18 protein-coding genes are annotated in these 17,425 nt (G+C 71.5%); 7 read left to right on the top strand and 11 right to left on the bottom strand.

Annotated elements, in window-relative coordinates; translation table 11 throughout:
* Nucleotides 1-9: 9 nt before the first annotated feature.
* A complete protein-coding gene (locus AB0M48_RS01315; protein ID WP_363835163.1) occupies nt 10-1,224 on the top strand; it encodes a GDSL-type esterase/lipase family protein in 1,215 nt (404 codons plus the stop codon).
* On the opposite strand, the gene AB0M48_RS01310 is transcribed toward AB0M48_RS01315, so the two are convergent.
* From AB0M48_RS01310 to AB0M48_RS01280, 7 genes are all read right to left on the bottom strand, one after another.
* Nucleotides 1,221-1,784: a hypothetical protein gene (locus tag AB0M48_RS01310; protein ID WP_363835161.1), complete on the bottom strand. Its 564-nt coding sequence runs from the start codon at nt 1,782-1,784 to the stop codon at nt 1,221-1,223. The two genes, AB0M48_RS01315 and AB0M48_RS01310, sit on opposite strands and share 4 nt — an antisense overlap.
* Nucleotides 1,781-3,133 (bottom strand): hypothetical protein, encoded by a 1,353-nt coding sequence (locus AB0M48_RS01305; protein ID WP_363835160.1) that lies wholly within the window; start codon nt 3,131-3,133, stop codon nt 1,781-1,783. Before AB0M48_RS01305 ends, AB0M48_RS01310 begins: the two co-directional genes overlap by 4 nt.
* Nucleotides 3,130-3,891, bottom strand: coding sequence for an ABC transporter ATP-binding protein (locus tag AB0M48_RS01300; protein WP_363835159.1), 762 nt, complete (start codon nt 3,889-3,891; stop codon nt 3,130-3,132). The genes AB0M48_RS01305 and AB0M48_RS01300 overlap by 4 nt, the downstream gene beginning before the upstream one ends.
* An 83-nt stretch (nt 3,892-3,974) precedes the next feature.
* Nucleotides 3,975-4,733: an ABC transporter ATP-binding protein gene (locus AB0M48_RS01295; RefSeq protein ID WP_363835158.1), complete on the bottom strand. Its 759-nt coding sequence runs from the start codon at nt 4,731-4,733 to the stop codon at nt 3,975-3,977.
* Nucleotides 4,730-5,518: a zf-HC2 domain-containing protein gene (locus AB0M48_RS01290; protein ID WP_363835157.1), complete on the bottom strand. Its 789-nt coding sequence runs from the start codon at nt 5,516-5,518 to the stop codon at nt 4,730-4,732. The genes AB0M48_RS01295 and AB0M48_RS01290 overlap by 4 nt, the downstream gene beginning before the upstream one ends.
* Nucleotides 5,519-5,585: 67 nt before the next feature.
* Nucleotides 5,586-6,140, bottom strand: a complete 555-nt coding sequence (locus tag AB0M48_RS01285; RefSeq protein ID WP_363835155.1) for an RNA polymerase sigma factor — start codon at nt 6,138-6,140, stop codon at nt 5,586-5,588.
* A gap of 97 nt (nt 6,141-6,237) precedes the next feature.
* Nucleotides 6,238-7,380, bottom strand: coding sequence for a helix-turn-helix domain-containing protein (locus AB0M48_RS01280; RefSeq protein ID WP_363835153.1), 1,143 nt, complete (start codon nt 7,378-7,380; stop codon nt 6,238-6,240).
* A gap of 86 nt (nt 7,381-7,466) precedes the next feature.
* On the opposite strand from AB0M48_RS01280, the gene AB0M48_RS01275 reads away from it, so the two are divergent.
* The 5 genes from AB0M48_RS01275 (at nt 7,467) to AB0M48_RS01255 (ending at nt 12,346) form a co-directional block, all read left to right on the top strand.
* Nucleotides 7,467-8,534: a ferredoxin reductase gene (locus AB0M48_RS01275; protein WP_363835151.1), complete on the top strand. Its 1,068-nt coding sequence runs from the start codon at nt 7,467-7,469 to the stop codon at nt 8,532-8,534.
* A 163-nt stretch (nt 8,535-8,697) separates the two neighbouring features.
* Nucleotides 8,698-9,816 carry an acyl-CoA desaturase gene (locus tag AB0M48_RS01270; RefSeq protein ID WP_363835149.1) on the top strand — a complete coding sequence of 373 codons (1,119 nt, stop codon included), beginning with the start codon at nt 8,698-8,700 and terminating at the stop codon, nt 9,814-9,816.
* Between the two features lie 120 nt (nt 9,817-9,936).
* Complete coding sequence (locus AB0M48_RS01265; RefSeq protein ID WP_363835148.1) at nt 9,937-11,718, top strand: CocE/NonD family hydrolase; 1,782 nt, start codon at nt 9,937-9,939, stop codon at nt 11,716-11,718.
* Nucleotides 11,719-11,779: 61 nt separating this feature from the next.
* Complete coding sequence (locus AB0M48_RS01260) at nt 11,780-12,052, top strand: prolipoprotein diacylglyceryl transferase family protein (protein ID WP_363835146.1); 273 nt, start codon at nt 11,780-11,782, stop codon at nt 12,050-12,052.
* A 138-nt stretch (nt 12,053-12,190) separates the two neighbouring features.
* Nucleotides 12,191-12,346 carry a hypothetical protein gene (locus AB0M48_RS01255; RefSeq protein WP_363835144.1) on the top strand — a complete coding sequence of 52 codons (156 nt, stop codon included), beginning with the start codon at nt 12,191-12,193 and terminating at the stop codon, nt 12,344-12,346.
* Here the strand turns inward: AB0M48_RS01255 and AB0M48_RS01250 are convergent.
* Together AB0M48_RS01250 and AB0M48_RS01245 are read right to left on the bottom strand one after the other, a co-directional pair.
* Nucleotides 12,334-12,843, bottom strand: coding sequence for a YceI family protein (locus AB0M48_RS01250; protein WP_363835142.1), 510 nt, complete (start codon nt 12,841-12,843; stop codon nt 12,334-12,336). The genes AB0M48_RS01255 and AB0M48_RS01250 overlap by 13 nt on opposite strands.
* Nucleotides 12,840-13,160, bottom strand: coding sequence for a hypothetical protein (locus AB0M48_RS01245; RefSeq protein ID WP_319983827.1), 321 nt, complete (start codon nt 13,158-13,160; stop codon nt 12,840-12,842). Before AB0M48_RS01245 ends, AB0M48_RS01250 begins: the two co-directional genes overlap by 4 nt.
* A gap of 109 nt (nt 13,161-13,269) precedes the next feature.
* Here AB0M48_RS01245 and AB0M48_RS01240 point away from each other — a divergent pair, with 109 nt between their 5' ends.
* Nucleotides 13,270-15,975, top strand: coding sequence for an AAA family ATPase (locus tag AB0M48_RS01240; RefSeq protein ID WP_363835141.1), 2,706 nt, complete (start codon nt 13,270-13,272; stop codon nt 15,973-15,975).
* Here the strand turns inward: AB0M48_RS01240 and AB0M48_RS01235 are convergent.
* Both AB0M48_RS01235 and AB0M48_RS01230 read right to left on the bottom strand, forming a co-directional pair.
* Nucleotides 15,959-16,615: a response regulator transcription factor gene (locus tag AB0M48_RS01235; protein WP_363835139.1), complete on the bottom strand. Its 657-nt coding sequence runs from the start codon at nt 16,613-16,615 to the stop codon at nt 15,959-15,961. The genes AB0M48_RS01240 and AB0M48_RS01235 overlap by 17 nt on opposite strands.
* Complete coding sequence (locus AB0M48_RS01230) at nt 16,612-17,397, bottom strand: histidine kinase (RefSeq protein ID WP_363835137.1); 786 nt, start codon at nt 17,395-17,397, stop codon at nt 16,612-16,614. Before AB0M48_RS01230 ends, AB0M48_RS01235 begins: the two co-directional genes overlap by 4 nt.
* Nucleotides 17,398-17,425 lie beyond the last annotated feature (28 nt).

Here is a 17,425-nt window from a genome sequence, read left to right as displayed (position 1 = left end):
GACCGGGATATGAGAACTCGGGACCTCGCCATCGCGTCGACCGTCGTTGCAGTAGGAGCGCTGCTGACACCGGCGGCATCAGCGGACCGGCCCGTCTGGTTCACCTCGTGGGCGCAGTCGCAGCAGAACCTCGCCCCCGTCACGCTGCACGACCAGTCGATGCGGATGATCACGCACCTCAGCCAGGGCGGCAGCGCGGTCCGAATCCGGGTGCAGAACACGTTCGGCAGGCAGCCGTTGACGATCGACCGGACCACTGTCGCGCTCAGCGCGGGCGGCGCGGCGGTGGAGGGCACGCGCGACGTGACGTTCGGAGGCCGCCGCACGGTGACGATCCCCGCGGGCGGTGAGATGTGGAGTGACCGCACGTCCCTGAACACCAGGCCGGACACCGATCTCGCGGTCAGCATGCACGTCGCGGGTGAGGTCGTGCCCGGCCGGCACGACGCCGCGTTCCGCGACAACTACCTGACCCCGCCCGGCTCGGGCGACCACACCGCCGGCCAGGGGGCCGCGTACACGCAGACGGTGCAGTCGACCTACCTGGTCAGCGCGGTCGACGTGTTCAACCCGCGGCTGAAGGGGACGGTCGTGCCGTTCGGCAGCTCGGTCGTCGACGGCGTGGGGAGCACCGACTGCGGCCCCGGCTGCACCGAGCTCGGCACGAACAAGCGCTGGGCCGACGTGCTGGCCCGCCACATCGCCGCCTCGTCCGGTCCCCAGCTCGCCGTCGCCAACGCCGGCATCAGCGGCACCACCAGTTCCGTCTGCCCGAACACCCCGGCGCCGTTCGTCGGCCTGGATGCGCTGACACGGCTCGAAAGGGACGTCCTGGCGCTGCACGGCGTCACCGATGTCATCTACTACTACGGCACGAACGACCTCGCGAACGGCTGCACCGCAGCCGAAATCGTCACCGGCTACCGCGCGGTGTTCCAGCGGCTGCGCGAGGCCGGGATCGCCGTGCACGTCACACCGATCACGCCCCGGCCCGGCTACAGCGACCAGAACAACATCGATCGCCACGCCGTCAACGACTTCGTGAAGCGCGGTGGCGACTGCTCGGACACCTGCGCCTCGGTGCAGGACTTCGACCAGGTGCTGGAGGACCCGGTCAAGCCGAACAGCGTCGACGCCCGGTACGACGTCGGTGACGGCGTCCACGTGAACATCAGGGGACAGCGGGCGATCGCCGACTACATCGCGCTGGAGACCATCGTCTAGCGGCGTGCGCCGCGTGCGCTGTACGCGGCGATCCCGCTCACGAACAGCACTCCCGCCACCCACCGGGTCAGCGCGTCGTCCGGGGCGCCGACCGGCCACGTGACGACACGGCCGAGCGCCGACCCGGCGGGCGGCATGATCGCCGCCACCGCCCACCACAGCACCGGCGCGGTGGCGGCGAGCCGGGCCCCGGCCACCGCCGCCGCGAGGCCGGCCAGACCGATCATGCCCGTGGTGTCGCGGACGACGAACGCGGCGTCGAACGGTTCGTAGCCGAGTTCCTGCACCAGCAGCACCGAGGTCGCGGCCACCGCCGCGGCGAGCAAGAGGTGCCCGAGGCGCCACAGCGGCCACGGGACGGCGGTCGACCTGTCGAGTTCCGGGTCCTGGCCCGCGAGACCGGCCGTCGTCACCAGCACGGCGGCCAGCGTCGTCAGCGACGCGCTGAGCGGCGTCCACGGCGAGTGCAGCGCCGACCACGCGATCAGCACCACGACGGGCAGGACCACCAGTGCCGCGGGGACTCCGCGCGACTGCGCGTACAGCGCGAACGGCCTCATCGGCCCGCCCTCAGCACGTCGAGCACGCGTTCGGAATCCTCACACGCCAGCAACATCTGCCGTGCCCGCACGACCCGGTCCAGCTGCTCCCGCGCGGGCTGGCCGCGGAACTGCCGCCACGCCTCGTCGATCTCGCCCCGCAGCCGGGTGTTGTTCCACATGAGGGAGTCGGAGGGCAGCCCGGCCAGTTCCCCGTTGAAGTAGCCGGCGGTCAGGTGGCGGACGACGCCGCCGCTGGTGTCGAAGGTGTTCGGGCCGGCACACCCGGCGACGCCCGCACCGGCCAGCAGTTCCAGCCGCAGCTGGTCACCGGTCATGGTCAGGTGGCTGGGAAAGCGCTGCGACTGCACGTAGACGATGCGCCGATCACGCTGGGGCGCCGTCACATGAGCCATCGCCGACGTGTCCTCCCGGACCTCGGAAGGCGCGTCGGGCAACACCGAGAGCTTGGCGAGCACGTCGCGGCCGACCGCGGCGACGGCGGGGAGACTGGCGGCGTGCACCTGGCTCAGGCACACGGTGCCCTCGCAGACCAGCTTGCCCGCGATCGAGTCGGTCACCAGCACCTCGGAGTACTTGGCCGGCATGATCGACAGGGCGAGGGTGAGCGCCAGAACAACCGGTAGGAGTGCGGCCAGCCGGCCGAGGTGGGTTCGTGCGGCGAGAAGGAGGAACGCCGTCACGCCCAGGCCGGTGAACCACACGATCTGACCCAGGTCGACGGACGTCGCAGTCGTGACCAGGTCCGAGCCCGGCGGGTCGAGGACGGGCGTGAGCAGCGCCAGCCGGGAGATCTCGTCGTCGGGCGAGCGCGCCTCGAGCGCCTGGGCCGCGCTGGTCGAGACCATGAACGTGGCGACCAGCGCCACCGGCACGGTCAGCGGGTGCGGCAGGAACCGGCCCACCGCGAGTCCCAAGAGGACACTCGACGCGAGGGCGAGCACCACCGTCACCATGAGCGGGACGAACCCGGTCGAGACGAACCCTCCGCCGAGCGCGACCTTCACCACCAGGCCCGCGCACAGCAGCACACCCGCCACCGCGACGACACCCGCCACCGCCGAGGCGAGCGTGCCGAGCCTGACCCAGCCGGGGCGGGAGGTGGCGGTGAACAGCTCGGTCACCCGTGCGCGGCTGTCCCGCATGCCTTGCAGGACGGCGAAGCCGACCACGAGTGCCCACACGTAGGCCAGGGGCAGGCGGAGTTCGAGCACCGCCGACGTCGAGTTGGCCGGCCACGCCGCGCTCTCGGACGTGATCAGCAGCAGCATTCCCGTGCTGGACACCAGCACGAGCAGCCCGGCCCAGAGCGCGGTCGAGCGCCGCAGTTCGATGCGCAGTCCGGTCACCAGGCACCCCCGGCGGGCTTCGCGCTGATCAGTGCCGAGTAGCCGCGTTCGATCGGGCTGTCACCGACGTGCGCCGCCGTGCCGGCGGTGGCGAGATCAGCCGGAGTTCCCTGGAAGACGAGGGATCCCTGGTCGACGAGCACCACGTCCGTGCACGCCGCCGCCACGTCTTCGACCAGGTGGGTCGAGATCAGCACACAGGCTTCCCGGCCCAGTTCGACGACGAGTTCGCGGAACCGCAGCCGTTGCGCGGGGTCCAGGCCGACCGTCGGTTCGTCCAGGAGCAGGAGTTCGGGTTCGTTGACGATCGCCTGCGCGATGCCGGCCCTGCGGACCATGCCGCCGGACAACGACTTCATGCGGTCCTCGGCGCGGTCGGTCAGCCCGACTCGTTCGAGTGCCTCCCGCACGGCCTCCGGGATGCGCGCCGGTGGCATCTCCTTCAGCCACGCCAGGTATTCGACGAACTCCCGCACCTTGAAGCGCTTGTAGTAGCCGAAGTGCTGCGGCAGATACCCGAGCCTGCGCCGGACGGGCCTCAGCTCGCCGCTCGCCGGTGTGCCGAGCAGCGACAACGTGCCCGAGGTGGGGGACTGCACCGTCGCCAGCGTGCGGATCAGCGTGGTCTTGCCCGCGCCGTTCGGGCCGAGCAGCCCGTGCACGCCGCGGCCGAGCCCGAGACTGAGTCCGTTCACCGCGTCGCGGCCCTTGCGCCCGCCCACGCGCACCACCAGGTGGTCGGCTTCGATCGCCTGCATCCTGTTCTCCCTCAAGTGTTTCCGCTCTTGACGGGCTAGACGGCGCCGGGGCTCGCGAGGTTCTCGGAATGCTGTGACGGCGGTCACCAGCTGCCGGGCCGGCCGGGGATGCCGAGCAGAGCGCTGTAGCCGCGTTCGAGCGGACTGTCACCCGCGTGCCGTTCCGTGCCCTGCGCCGCGAGCTGGTCCGGGGTGCCCTGGAAGACGAGTTTTCCTTGGGACAGCAGCACGACGTCCGTGCACGCGGCAGCGACGTCCTCCACCAGGTGCGTCGAGACGACCACGCACGCGTCGGTGCCGATCTCGGTGAGCAACTCGCGGAACCTGAGGCGCTGGGCGGGATCGAGGCCGGCCGTCGGCTCGTCGAGCAACAGGATCTCGGGGTCGTTGACGATCGCCTGCGCGATGCCGACGCGCCGGATCATGCCGCCGGACAACGTCTTCAGCCTGTCGTCGGCCTGGTCGGCGAGCCCGACCCGTTCGACGGCGCGCTGCACGGCCGCAGGGATGTCCCGCATCTCCTTGAGCCACGCCACGTACGCCACGAACTCCCGCACGGTGAACCGCCGGTAGTGCCCGAACTCCTGCGGCAGGTACCCGACCTGGCGGCGCAGGTGGCGCAGCTCCGTGCCGCCGAGCATCGAGAGCTCACCGGAGTGCGGTTTCAGCACGGTCGCAAGCGCACGGATGAGCGTCGTCTTGCCGGCACCGTTCGGCCCGAGCAGCCCGTGCACGCCCCGCCCCATGGTGAGCGTGACGCCGTCGACGGCCATCCGCCGCCCGGCCTTGACCCGCAAGTCACGGGCCTCGATCTCCCAGGCGTAAGTGGTGGGCGCGGTCATCGGTTCGCCTCCAGACGCGTGAACGCCATCCTCCGCAAGCCGAGCACCACCACACCGGCACCCAGCAACGCGATCCAGACCGGTGCCGCAGCCGGACCGAGCACGACGGCCGTGCGGCTGAACGCGATCGTCGGCGCCACGATCGCCAAAGCCCACGCCGCGATCAGCACGACCGCGGCCCGCGTCACCCCGATCAGCGTCCCCAGCGCGAGCGTGCCGACCGTGAACGCCAGACAGGGCAACAGCCACCGCGCGAACCCGGCGTCCGTCAGCAGACTCGCCACCGCCAGCCCCGGCACCACCACGGCCAGCACCGCGGCGGTCCGCCGAAAGACGAGCGGCAACCCCGCACGGGGCGTGGCGGCCGCCAGCTCCCACGCCGGATCCAGCGACCGCCCCCAGGACGCGGCGACGCCGAGCACCGGCAGGACCGGCGCGACCAGCAGCACCAGCGACACCCGGTCGCCCACCGCGAACCCGGCGCGGTCGAGCGCCACGGCGGCGGCGATGACCAGCAGGATCATCGCGAGCCACGGCCCCGCCGCGGGCGAGACCCACCCGTGCACCCGCCGCCAGGCGCGTGCGCGCGGCATCTGCGGGGTGTGGTCGAGCAGCGGCGAGAGGCCTGTCCAGACGGCCTGGGCGATCGGCTCCGGGGCGAGCCTGGCGCGGCAGGGGGCGCAGGTTTCGAGGTGCGACTCGACGGCCCACAGCTCGTCGGCGGGGCTGTCGTCGCCTTGGCAGTAGCGGTGCAGGAGGTGGTCGCCGGGGTGGTCGGTGGTCATGGTCGCGCCTCCTGCGTCGCGTTGTGCGGGTGCTTGGGCGGGCTTGGGCGGTAGATGCGGTGAGCGGTCATGCCAGGGCCTCCCTCATCGCGATCCGCGCCCGCCGGGCACGGGTCTTGACGGTGCCCTCCGGCACTCCGAGCAGCACCGACGTCTCCCGCACCGACAGCCCGTCGAGCACCATCGCCTGCAACACCTGCCGCAGCTCCGGCGCCAGGCGGCGCAGCGCGTCGCCCACCTCGTCCCCGACCACTCCGTCGAGCACCTCCTCGTCGGCAGCGGCGGCTGGGGAGGGCGCGGCCGCGGTGGGTGGTGCGGCGTGGTGTGCGCGGCGGCGGAACGCGTCGATCAGCCTGCGGGCGGCGATGGTCCACAGCCAGCCGACCGCGGTGCCGCCCGCCGCCGCGCCGGCGAACGCGTCCGCCGCCCGCCACACCGCCAGGTAGGTCTCCTGGAGCACCTCGGCGACGATCTGCTCGTCCGAGCAACGCCTGCGCAGCCGCACGGTCAGCCACGGCGAGGTGCGGCGGTACAGCTCTTCGAACGCGCGGCGGTCACCTCGTGCGACTCGGCGCACGAGCTGCTCCTCATCGAGGCCGGCCTCACCCCGGATGGCTCTCACACTCCGCAAGACGTCGAGATCGGGGCTCGGGTTCTCGTCCGGCTGTGGTGTGCGCCACTCCGATCAAACCACTCGATAGCTTCAGTATTGACCAAAATCAATCCGACGGAGGCAGGCCCACGGCCAGCGTCAGCTCCAAAACCCGCTGCGGAGACCCCAGGTCCGGAAAGAGGTCCCGGAGCTGCCCCATCCGGTACCGGACGGTCTGCGGGTGCACGAACAGGGCGGCGGCCACCTCCTCGCGCCGGCCGTGGTGCAGCAACCAGGCGCGCAGCGTCTCCTCGAGCTTCCGGGCCGTGGTGGCCGGCAGCTCCAGCAGGGGAGCCAGGGCGCGGGCGCGCAGGTCGGCGTAGGCGTCGGGGTCCGCGCTCAGCACGAGAGAGGGGAGGTGCTCCTCGGTGTCACGGATGTCGGAGGAGAGGGAGCGCGCGCGTACGGCCCGTTCGTACGAGGCGGCGGCACGCATCCATGGACGCGCTGGCCCGACGACGGCGTGGCGGTGGCTGAGCTGTCGTAGCAGGTGAGCGCGGTCGGCGTCGGGGACGAACAACACGCCGGTCGAGTCCGGCAGGTCGTCCAGGACGAGGGTGCCGGGGTCGAGCGACCGGTAGGCCGGACGGGCCTGGAACGCGGGCAGGAGGACCACGGTCAGCGTGGTCGGCGGCTGCCACGCGGCGCGTCCGGCGGCGGTCAACAGGACCTCTGAGTTCGCGCCGGCCAACAGGTCGCGGGCCAGTTGTTCGAGGTGGCGCTCGTGGGCGAGGCCTCGCGCGGCCAGTTCGTCGGCGTGGCCCGCGGCGCTGGCGGCGGACAGTTCGTCGATGTAGGCGAAGGTCAGTTCGGCGAACTTCGCCACCTCCGCGGCCGGCAGACCCGCTGGTACGGCGCCTGCGGCCAGGCCTCGCCAGGCCACGCGGGCGCCGACGCGGTACGCGCTGAGCAACGCGTCCATCGAACGGCCGTCGCGCACCTCGCCGCGGCCCAGTTCGTAGGCCGCGTCGCTGGCGTCGCCGCCCCCGCCCGTGCCGCTCGCGAGGTCCAAGTAGTGTCCTAGCGCCGTGCGAACGGCACGGCGGATGGTGCCACCCATGCGTCCGGAAAGCGCATTGGCGTAGCTCGGCACCTCGGTGATGATGGCTCGGACGACCTCGTCGGCGGTCGGCCTCAGTACCGCCCGCAACGCGGTCACGGTCTTCTCATCGAGGGCCAGTTCGGTGGCCCTCTGCATTGCGTGACTCACGATTTGTTCCCCGCGAACAATCCAGCCCGGCAGATTCACGTCCTACGGACAGGACTTTACGCCCTGGGGCGCATCAAGCTGGAGTCATGACGAGTGCCGCCCTACGCAGCAGGGCGTGGAAACTGCTTGAGCTGGTCACGACGCCGCTGCTGCCGTCCGACTACCTCGACCTGGTGAGTCCCCTCCGCTCAGGTGCTGACCTGCGCGGACGCATCGAGGCCGTACACCGCGAGACAGACGATGCCGCGACGATCGTGATCAAGCCCGGCAAGGGCTGGCGCGGTCACGTCGCCGGTCAGTACATCCGGATCGGGATCGACGTCGACGGCGTGCGCCTGTGGCGCGCGTACTCGGTCACGTCGCCGACGAACCGCGCGGACGGCCGCATCACGATCACCGTGAAGGCCATCCCCGACGGCAAGGTCAGCAACCACCTGGTCCGCAAGGCGAAGCCCGGCACGGTGATCCAGCTCGACCAGGCCACCGGCGAGTTCGTCCTGCCCGCCGCCAAGCCCGCCAAGGTGCTCTACCTGACGGCCGGCAGCGGCATCACGCCCGCGATGGGCATGCTGCGCGACTCGCGGCTCGCCGACGTCGTGATGGTGCACTCCGCGCCGCGCAAGGAAGACGTGATCTTCCGCAACGACCTGCACGACCTGGTCGCCGACAAGGCGCTGAAGCTGATCGAGCTGCACACCGACACCGACGGCATGCTCGACATCGCCGAGCTGGAGAAGCTCGTGCCCGACTGGGCCGAGCGCGAGACCTGGGCCTGCGGCCCGGCCGGTCTGCTCGACGCCGCCGAGGCGCACTGGGCGGAGCACGGCATCGCCGAGCGCCTGCACACCGAGCGGTTCCGGCCGACCGTGGTCGTGGCCGGCGAGGGTGGCGAGGTCACGTTCGGCAAGACCGGCAAGACCGTCGAGGCCGACGGTGCGACGCCGTTGCTGAACGTCGGTGAAGAAGCGGGCGTGCTGATGCCGTCCGGCTGCCGCATGGGCATCTGCTTCGGCTGCGTCACGCCGCTGAAGTCCGGCGCGGTGCGGGACCTGCGCACCGGCGAGATCACCCAGGCCGAGGACAGCCCCACCGCTCACGTGCTCGTCCAGACCTGCGTGTCCGCCGCGGCGGGCCCTTGCGAACTCGAACGCTAGTGGTGTGACTCAGGACGTTGCCTGGGTATTCCAAGGACACCCGTCTGACCGCGAATCAGCCCGGCAACCTCCCAGCCACACCACGGGCCAGCGCCCACCACAGACATTCCTTCCCCCGCGAAGTGGCCCTCCCCCAGCCACTGCTCCCCGGAAAGCGAGATTCATGACCGCCATCGATCCCACCGCCCACCTGACCGACGAGCAGATCGAGGAGCTCGGCCGCGAGCTCGACGCGATTCGCGACGAGGTGATCGCCAGTCGTGGTGAGAAGGACGCGGCCTACATCCGCAAGGTCATCTCGGTGCAGCGCAAGCTGGAGCTGACCAGCCGCGGCATCCTGCTGTTCTCGCTCTTCCCGCCGGCCTGGATCATCGGCACCGCCGGTCTGTCCGTCGCGAAGATCATGGACAACATGGAGATCGGGCACAACATCCTGCACGGCCAGTGGGACTGGATGCGCGACCCGAAGATCCACTCCACCACCTGGGAGTGGGACCACGTCTCGCCGGCCGAGCAGTGGAAGCACTCGCACAACGAGCTGCACCACACGTACACCAACGTGATCGGCAAGGACAACGACCTCGGCTACGGCATCATGCGCGTGGACGAGGACCAGAAGTGGCACCCGATGCACCTGGGCCAGCCGCTGTGGAACTTCATCAACGCGTGCTTCTTCGAGTACGGCATCGCCGCGTACGACCTGGAGCTCGGCAAGAACCTGCACAAGCGCCGCCGCAACAACCCGGAGTTCCGGGCGCGCGCCAGGGCCGTGGGCCGCAAGATCCGCAAGCAGGTGCTCAAGGACTACGTGATCCATCCGCTGCTGTCGGGCCCGTCGTTCCTGACCACGCTCGCGGCGACGTTCACCGCGAACCTGGTCCGCAACATCTGGTCGCACTCGGTGATCATGTGCGGGCACTTCCCCGAGGGCGTGCAGACCTTCGAGCGCCGCTCGATCAAGGGCGAGACGCGCGGCCAGTGGTACCTGCGCCAGATGATGGGTTCCGCGAACATCAGCGGCAGCAAGGCCATGCACTTCATGACCGGCAACCTGTCGCACCAGATCGAGCACCACCTGTTCCCGGACCTGCCGAGCAACCGGTACGCCGAGGTCGCGGTCAAGGTGAAGGCGCTGTTCGAGAAGTACGAACTGGACTACGTGACCGGCCCGCTGCCCAAGCAGGTCTTCTCGGCGTGGCACAAGGTGTTCCGCCTGTCGCTGCCGAACCGCAAGCCCAAGGTCAAGACGCCGGCCAAGGACAAGGAACTGGTCGCCGCCTGAGACAGGCAATGGTTTAGATCTTTCGGCCGTACCGGCGACACCGCCGGATTCGGTGAGATTCCTTCGTAGGGCCCGAGTTCCACCCCTGCTGCTTCATCGGGCCCTCCGACGGAGGAACTCATGCGAAGGGTCTACCTCGTCACGGCCACCCTGCTCATGGCCGCGACGATCTACACGCCTGCCTCGAACGCGGCTCCTGCCGCCGCGGCGATCACCGAGGCCGTCTACGTCGAGTCCACGATCGACAGTGACGCGGACGGCAAGCTCGACCGGATCGCCGCCGACGTCATGCGGCCCGACACGGCCGGGCGAGTGCCGGTCGTGATGGAGGCCAGCCCCTACTACGGGCTGGGTGCGACGGCCGCGTCGGCGACGAACGTGCCGCGCGGCTTCGGCCGCTGGTACGACGAGTACTTCGTGCCGCGCGGGTATGCCGTCGTCGAGATGGAGATGCAAGGCACCTCCCGTTCGACCGGCTGCCCGACCACGGGCGGTCCCGAGGACACCGCGAGCGTCCGCGCGGTCGTCGACTGGCTCAACGGCCGCGCCAAGGCGTTCTACGCGGACGGCCGCGCGGCGGTCGCGAGCTGGAGCACCGGCAACGTCGGCATGCTCGGCGTCTCCTACAACGGCACGCTGCCCAACGCGGCCGCCGCGGCGAACATCCCCGGTGTGAAGACGATCGTGCCGATCGCCGCGATCTCCAGCTGGTACGAGTACGCCCGAGACCAGGGCGTCGGGTACAAGGGCTGGGAGTCCAACTACCCGACCTTCCTCGCCAACTACGTCGTGAGCGCGGCGCAGAAGGCGAAGTGCAAGCCGGTGTTCGACCAGCTGTCCCGCGAGGACGGCGACGAGTCCTTCGACTACACGTCGTTCTGGAAGGCCCGCGACTACCGGGTGGGCGCGCAGAACGTGTCCGCGTCGGTGTTCGCCGTGCACGGCCAGGCGGACTGGAACGTCAAGCCGTCCCAGTTCGGCCGCTGGTGGAAGGAGCTGGCGGACCGGAACGTGCCGCGCAAGATCTGGCTGCACCGGGGCGGGCACCTCGACCCGATCTCGTTCCGCCAGGCCGAGTGGCAGCGCGTCATGGGTCTGTGGATGGACCACTGGCTCAAGGGCGCGGACAACGGGATCATGAACGAGCCCATGGCCGACGTGCAGAAGCCGGACGGCAGCTGGGAGCAGGCCGCCACGTGGCCGCGGCCGGACACCAAGGACACCACGCTGTACTTCGGTCCGGCGGCCGGTGGCATGTCCGGATCGCTGACCACCGCACCGGTTTCCGGCGGCACCCAGGGCCTGCGCGCGAACGCGAACATCAGCGAGGCGGCCATGATGGCCAACCCGGAGACCGCGAACACCAGCCGGCTGGCCTACGTGACGGCACCGCTGACGAAGGACGCGCGGTTGTCCGGTGAGGTCAGCCTGACCGTCCGCATCGGGTCGAACCGGGCGTCGACGCCGCTCACCGCGTTGCTGGTGGACTACGGCCCGAGCACGCAGGCGGTGCTGTCCGAACGCAGCCCGCTGCAGCTGTCCACGGAGGTGTGCGGCAGGAACGACCTGCGGGACAAGACCGGCTGCGCGCGCCCGCCGGACGTGTCGATCCAGGCGGTCACGGCAACGATGCTGACCAAGGGTGCCGTCGACGCCAAGAACCGCCTGTCGCTGGAGACCGCGACCCCGTTGCCCACCAACGGGGCCACCGCGGACGTGACCTGGAAGCTGCACGCCCGCGACGCGCTGATCCCGGCCGGGCACCGGATCGGGATCGTGCTCGTCACGAACCACAACGGCTACATCGCCGCGGACACGGCGGCGAGCGGTGTCTCGCTGAACGTGTCGCTGGGCGTCAGCAAAGTGGTGCTGCCGATCGTCGGCGGTGCGCTGAACAGGTGATGACGAGCCGGGGCCCGCGGACTTCACAGTGCACGGGCCCCGGCGTCGTTAGTGTGGCGCGATGCTTCTGGCCGCCATCCCCAGCCCGACCCAGGGCGTGTGGCACCTCGGCCCGGTGCCGATCCGCGCCTACGCGTTCTGCATCATCGCCGGCGTCCTCGTCGCCGCCTGGCTGACCGAACGCCGCTACGTCCAGCGCGGCGGCAGGCCCGGTGTCATCAACCAGATCGCCACCTGGGGTGTTCCGTTCGGCGCGCTCGGAGCCTGGATCGGTGCCAGGCGAGCCGGCGTCGCGCATCTCCGCTGGCCGACGCGTCAGCACCTGAAACCTTGATGGCACAACGGATCCGCCGTCTCGGCAACTGGTTCAACGGGCTAACCGCAGGAGGCCCGGCCGTTCACGGCCGAGAGGAAATGCGCTCTGTGGTGCCGCGGCGCTCTGGTACCGCCAGATCAGCCGGGGCGTTTCTGGATGGCGATCTACGAGCGGCCGGCGACGCTGGCCCCCGCGTGGTGGCCGGTGGGGGATCGGGTGGTCGAGGTGACGTTCTGGAACCGGCCGCTGCACGCGACGACCGACGCGTTCGCCGCGGCCGAGTTCCGCATCTTCGTCCTTCAGGCGGACTGAGCGATCACCGCTGTGACGGTGATGTCGACGTACCGGCCGATCATGAACCCCGGCGCGCGGATGCCGAGCGTCCTGCGGTCCAGCCGGGCCGTCGCGGTCAGCACCGCCTCGCGTCCGTCCAGTGAGGACACCTCGACGGTCCCGCCGAGCTCGGTCTGCGTGCCCCTCGCGGCCAGCGTGCCGGTGACGTGCCAGCCGTTGCCCGCGGCCCGCGCGGACGTCGCGGTGAACGTCATCACGGGGTGCCGGTCGAGGTCGAGCAGGCGCGGTTTGCGCAGGTCCTGATCGCGCTTGGCGATCCCGGTGTCGATGGCGCCGAGGTCCAGGGTGCCGTGCACGGCCAGCAACGCGCCGTCCGGGCCGATTTCGACGGTGCCCGCGGTGACGGGCACGGTGCCGTGCGCCTTGCGGCCGAGGTTGCCGACCTCGAACGACGCGGTGCTGCGGCTCAGGTCGGCCCGCCACACACCGGCGGCGAGCGCTCGCGTGGCGGTCATGACCGGGCTCCGTCGTGCTCGAAGACCTCGAGGACCGGGTAGATCTCGACGCGGTCCGCGCCCCGCAGCAACGCCGGGTCCTCGCCGGGAAGCAGCGGGGTGCTCATGATCGCCTTCTGGGTGTCGATCAGCGCCTGCTCGGACTCGGCGATCGACAGCACGACCTCCGACCCGTCGGCCCGGCGCAGCACGTAGGTCCTGATGTTGCCCGGCACCTTCATGGCCGCCGGTGCGATCCGCTGCTTCGCCGCGAAGTCCGCGGCGGCCAGCTGTTCGGGGCCGCGGGGCCCGTCGAAGTAGGTGAGCTGCGCGTACATGGTCGCCTCCTTTGGTGGTGCACCGAGTTTCTGCCCGGCCGGGGCGACACGGATCCGTGCCAGTACGCAGTGCGGTACCGAACCGCCACCGGTCGGCGATACTCCCGGCGTGGAGGAAGCCCCGATCTTCGGCCGCGACCGCGAACTCGCGTCGTTGCGGGCGGGCCTCGTCGCGGCGGCGGGCGGCGCGGGCCGTCTCGTGCTGGTCGTCGGCGAAGCGGGCATCGGCAAGACCCGCCTGGCCACGGCCGTCGCCGCGATGGCCGCCTCGTACGGAATCCCGGTCGCACGAGGCCACGCCGTCGACGATCCCGGCATGCCTCCGTTGTGGCCTTGGCGCCGCCTCGCCCGTTCCCTGCCCGCGCTGCACCGCGTGCTCTCCGAGGGGCACTCCGGCACGGACGACTCGGCGCGCTTCGCCCTGCTCGCGGACGCGGCGGACGCCCTGGTGGCGGAGGCCGCGCCCAGCGGGCTGCTGCTCGTGCTGGAGGACCTGCACTGGGCCGACCGCACGTCGTTGCGCCTGCTCGCCCACCTGGCCACCGAACTGCCGTCCTCCCGGATCCTGGTCGTCGCGACCTGTCGTGAGGCCGAGGGCGACCTGTCCGGCGTGATGCCCGTTCGCACCCTGCACCTCGGCGGGCTGACCCGCGGCGACGTGGCCGGGTGGGTGCGCTCCGCCACAGCCGATCCGGACCCGGAGTCGCTGGCGGCACGGCTGGTGGACGGCACCGGCGGCAACCCGCTCTACGTGCGCATGCTGCTCGACAGCGGTGAGGCCGCGGGACACCCGGAACTGCACCGGCTGGTGCTGTCCAAGCTGGACCGGCTGAGCCCGCGGGCCCGTGACGTGCTCGGCGTGGCCAGCGTCCTGGGGGAGCGGATCGATCCCGCGCTGCTCGCGGCTGTGACCGGGGAGGACCCCGCCGCGCCGCTGGACGACGCCGTCGCCGCCAGGGTTCTGCAGGTCGACGACGGGTCGCTGGCCTTCACGCACGCTCTCGTGCGGGACGCCGTGTACGAGGACCTGGCGCCGTCCGTGCGGGCGGAGCTGCATCGGCGTTGCGCGCTGGCACTCGCCGCCACCGGTGGTGCGCCGGGACGGATCGCGGCGCAGTGGCGCCGGGCGAGCGGGACGAACGCCGCCGCGGAGTGCTCGCGGTGGGCGACGGAGGCGGCGATCGCGGCCACCGCGGAAGTCGCCTACGACGAGGCGGCCGCGTTCGCGGCGCTCGCACTGGATGCGGCGGAGGAGAAGACGGCGGAGCTCACCCTCTGCCTCGCGCGCGCCGAGTTCCTCGCGGGAGAGACCCAAGCAAGCCTCGCCCACTGCCGCACCGCCGCCCGCCTGGCCCAGCAGGCCGGCGCCCCTGACCTGATGGCGGAGGCCGCCCTCGTCATCACCGGCCTCGGCGACCGCTCGCTGCTGGCCGCCGTGGACCAGCTCTGCACGACCGCGCTGCGGCACCTGCCGGACGAGGCCACCGCGACCAGGGCCCGGCTGCTGGCCCGCCGGGCGATGGCGGCCACCACGACCGGTGCGGCGGAACGGGCGCGCGAGTTGTCCGCCACGGCGCTGGAACTCGCCGTGCGCAGCGGTGATCCGGACGCGGAGCTGGACGGCATCCACGCGCGGCACCTCACCTTGTGCGCGCCGCAGTTCCGGGACGAACGGGTCGAGCTCGCGAACCGGGCCGTCGTGCTGGCCGAAACCGCACGGCAGCCGCACGCCGAGCTGTGGGGCCACGTCTGGCTGGTCGACGCGGCGATCCAGGTGGGGGACCTGGCCGAGGTGGACCGGCAGCTGGACCTGATCGAGCAGTTCGCGGCGGCGCGGCAGCACGGGGTCGCGTGGTGGCACCTGCACCGGCTGCGGGCCACGCGGGCGGCGCTGGTCGGGCAGTTGCAGAGGGCGCGGGAGTGCAACGAGACGGCTCGTGCCGTGGCCGAGCGGATGGGCGTCGCGGCGGCCAAGGGCATGTACCACGCGTTCCGCAACGAGCTGGCGCAGTTGGTCGGCGGCATGGACGAGGAGGCGGCGCGGGAGGTGTTCGAGGTGATCGAGCTGGTCGGCGACATCCCGCTGGCCCGCGTCTACGTGCCGTTCCTGCACGCGATGCTCGGGCAGACCGACCAGGCCCGGGCGACGTTCGAGGAGTTCCGGGCGATGCCGACGGTGCTGGAGGCCGGGCCGACGTGGGCTCCGCTGGTCGGGCAGATCGGGGTGGTCGCCTGCATGCTCGACGACGCCGAGGCGGCAGCGGGCGTCTACGCCGTGCTGTCCACGTTGGACCCCTGTTTCGCCGCGGACGGGTCCGGCGCGGTGTTCTCCACCGCCGCCACGCCGCGTTTGCTCGGCGACCTCGCGATGACGTGCGGACGGACGGAGGTCGCGGCCGGCCACTACCGGCTGGCCCTGGAGATGAACGCCCGCATCGGCGCCCGGCCGTTCGCCGCGCTGAGCCGGCTCGGCCTCGCCCGCGCCCTCGTCGAGCAGGGCGATCTGCCCCAGGCCCGCACGCTCGTGGCCGAGGCGGCGGCCGAGTTCCGCGCGCTGGACATGCCGATCCGGCTGGCCGAGGCCGACCGGCTCCTCAAACGGATCGGCGCGGCGGAACAGGCGCAGGACCCGTTGTCCCCGCGTGAGTCCGAGGTCGTGGACCTGGTCGCGCAGGCCCTCACCAACCGTCAGATCGCGACGCGCCTGCACCTGAGCGAACGCACCGTCGAGACCCACGTGCGCAGCGTGCTGGCCAAGCTCGGGCTGCGCACCAGGACCGAGATCGCCGCGTGGGAGCTCACGCGCCGGGCGTGACCAGGCCCGTCTCGTAGGCGAGAACGACGGCCTGCGCGCGGTCGCGCAACTCCAGCTTGGCGAAGATCCGGGCCACGTGCGTCTTCACCGTCGCCTCGCTCAGCGTGAGATGGCCGGCGATCTCCGAGTTCGACCGCCCGCTGCCGACGAGCGTGAGCACCTCACGTTCCCGTGGCGTCAACACGGCAAGATCCCGGTGCACGGCGGGCACGGAGACGCCGGAGGCGAACCGTTCCACCAGCCGGCGCGTGATCGACGGCGCGAGCAGGGCGTCCCCGGTCTCGATCAGCCGCACGGCCGCGACGAGGTGCTCCGGCGTGACGTCCTTGAGCAGGAACCCGCTCGCACCGGCCGCGAGCGCCTCGTACACGTACCGGTCGAGGTCGAACGTGGTCAGCATCAGCACCCGGCAGTCACCCGGCTCCCGCACGATCCGCCGGCACGCCTCCAGCCCGTCCATGCCCGGCATCCGGATGTCCATCAGCACGACGTCCGGCCGCAGCTCGCGCACCGCCGTCACCGCCTCGGCCCCGTCCGCGGCCTCACCGACGACCTCGACACCGCCGGAGCCCAGGATCATCCGGAACCCGATGCGCACGAACGCCTGGTCGTCCGCGATCACCACCCGCGGCCCGCTCACGGCCGCTCGACCGGGATCTTGGCCCGGACCCGGAACCCGCCGCCGAGCCGCCGGCGCGCGTCCAGGTCGCCGCCCAGCGCCGCCACCCGCTCCCGCAACCCGAGCAGCCCCCGCCCCTGTCCGTCCTCGAAGGACACCCGGTCGCCGGACAACGCGCTGGGCCCGGAGTTCAGCACCTCGACGCGCAGGTGGTGCTCCGCGTACCGCACCGTCACCTCCGCCTGCCGACCGTCGCCGTGCTTCAACGCGTTCGTCAGCGCCTCCTGCACGATCCGGTACGCCGTCAGGTCGACACCGGACGGCAACGGCCGCGGCTCACCGGAGATGCGCACCTCCACCGGCAGGCCCGCGAAGCACATCCGGTCCACGAGCGAGCTCAGCCGGCTCAGACCTGGTTGCGGCGCCAGCAGATCATCGCTGTCGCCCGACGGCGCGAGCAGGCCGAGCATGTGCCGCAGCTCGGTCATCGTGTCGCGGCCCGCGCTCTCCACCGCCAGCAACGCGTCGGCCGCTTGGCCCGCACCGTTCGAGAGCACCCGCCGCGCCGCCCCAGCCTGCACCACCATCACGCTCACGTTGTGGCTCACGATGTCGTGCAGCTCCCGCGCGATCCGGGCGCGTTCGGCGTCGACGGCGCCGCGCGCGGCGGACTCCCGTTCCCGTTCCAGCAACCAGCCTCGTTCCTCCATCGCACGGGTGTACGCGCGCCGGGCCGCCGCCAGCCGCACCGCGAAGTACGCGGCGGCCAGGCAGGCGACGACGGCCACCACCAGCTCCCACACCCCGTCACTGTCCCAGAGCGGCGATCAC

Origin of the sequence: Lentzea sp. NPDC051208 (assembly GCF_040682435.1) — a bacterium.
In the GTDB taxonomy this organism is placed as follows: Bacteria; Actinomycetota; Actinomycetes; order Mycobacteriales; family Pseudonocardiaceae; genus Lentzea; species Lentzea kristufekii.
The sequence above is the reverse complement of the archived record's forward strand: the minus strand, read 5'-3'. Positions and strand labels throughout refer to the sequence as shown.

Excerpts from the sequence above, each read along its gene's own strand:
- AB0M48_RS01315 (WP_363835163.1), top strand. The coding sequence starts at position 10 with ATGAGAACTCGGGACCTCGCCATCGCGTCGACCGTCGTTGCAGTAGGA.
- AB0M48_RS01310 (WP_363835161.1), bottom strand. The coding sequence starts at position 1,784 with ATGAGGCCGTTCGCGCTGTACGCGCAGTCGCGCGGAGTCCCCGCGGCA.
- AB0M48_RS01300 (WP_363835159.1), bottom strand. The coding sequence starts at position 3,891 with ATGCAGGCGATCGAAGCCGACCACCTGGTGGTGCGCGTGGGCGGGCGC.
- AB0M48_RS01295 (WP_363835158.1), bottom strand. The coding sequence starts at position 4,733 with ATGACCGCGCCCACCACTTACGCCTGGGAGATCGAGGCCCGTGACTTG.
- AB0M48_RS01290 (WP_363835157.1), bottom strand. The coding sequence starts at position 5,518 with ATGACCACCGACCACCCCGGCGACCACCTCCTGCACCGCTACTGCCAA.
- AB0M48_RS01275 (WP_363835151.1), top strand. The coding sequence starts at position 7,467 with ATGACGAGTGCCGCCCTACGCAGCAGGGCGTGGAAACTGCTTGAGCTG.
- AB0M48_RS01270 (WP_363835149.1), top strand. The coding sequence starts at position 8,698 with ATGACCGCCATCGATCCCACCGCCCACCTGACCGACGAGCAGATCGAG.
- AB0M48_RS01265 (WP_363835148.1), top strand. The coding sequence starts at position 9,937 with ATGCGAAGGGTCTACCTCGTCACGGCCACCCTGCTCATGGCCGCGACG.
- AB0M48_RS01260 (WP_363835146.1), top strand. The coding sequence starts at position 11,780 with ATGCTTCTGGCCGCCATCCCCAGCCCGACCCAGGGCGTGTGGCACCTC.
- AB0M48_RS01255 (WP_363835144.1), top strand. The coding sequence starts at position 12,191 with ATGGCGATCTACGAGCGGCCGGCGACGCTGGCCCCCGCGTGGTGGCCG.
- AB0M48_RS01250 (WP_363835142.1), bottom strand. The coding sequence starts at position 12,843 with ATGACCGCCACGCGAGCGCTCGCCGCCGGTGTGTGGCGGGCCGACCTG.
- AB0M48_RS01245 (WP_319983827.1), bottom strand. The coding sequence starts at position 13,160 with ATGTACGCGCAGCTCACCTACTTCGACGGGCCCCGCGGCCCCGAACAG.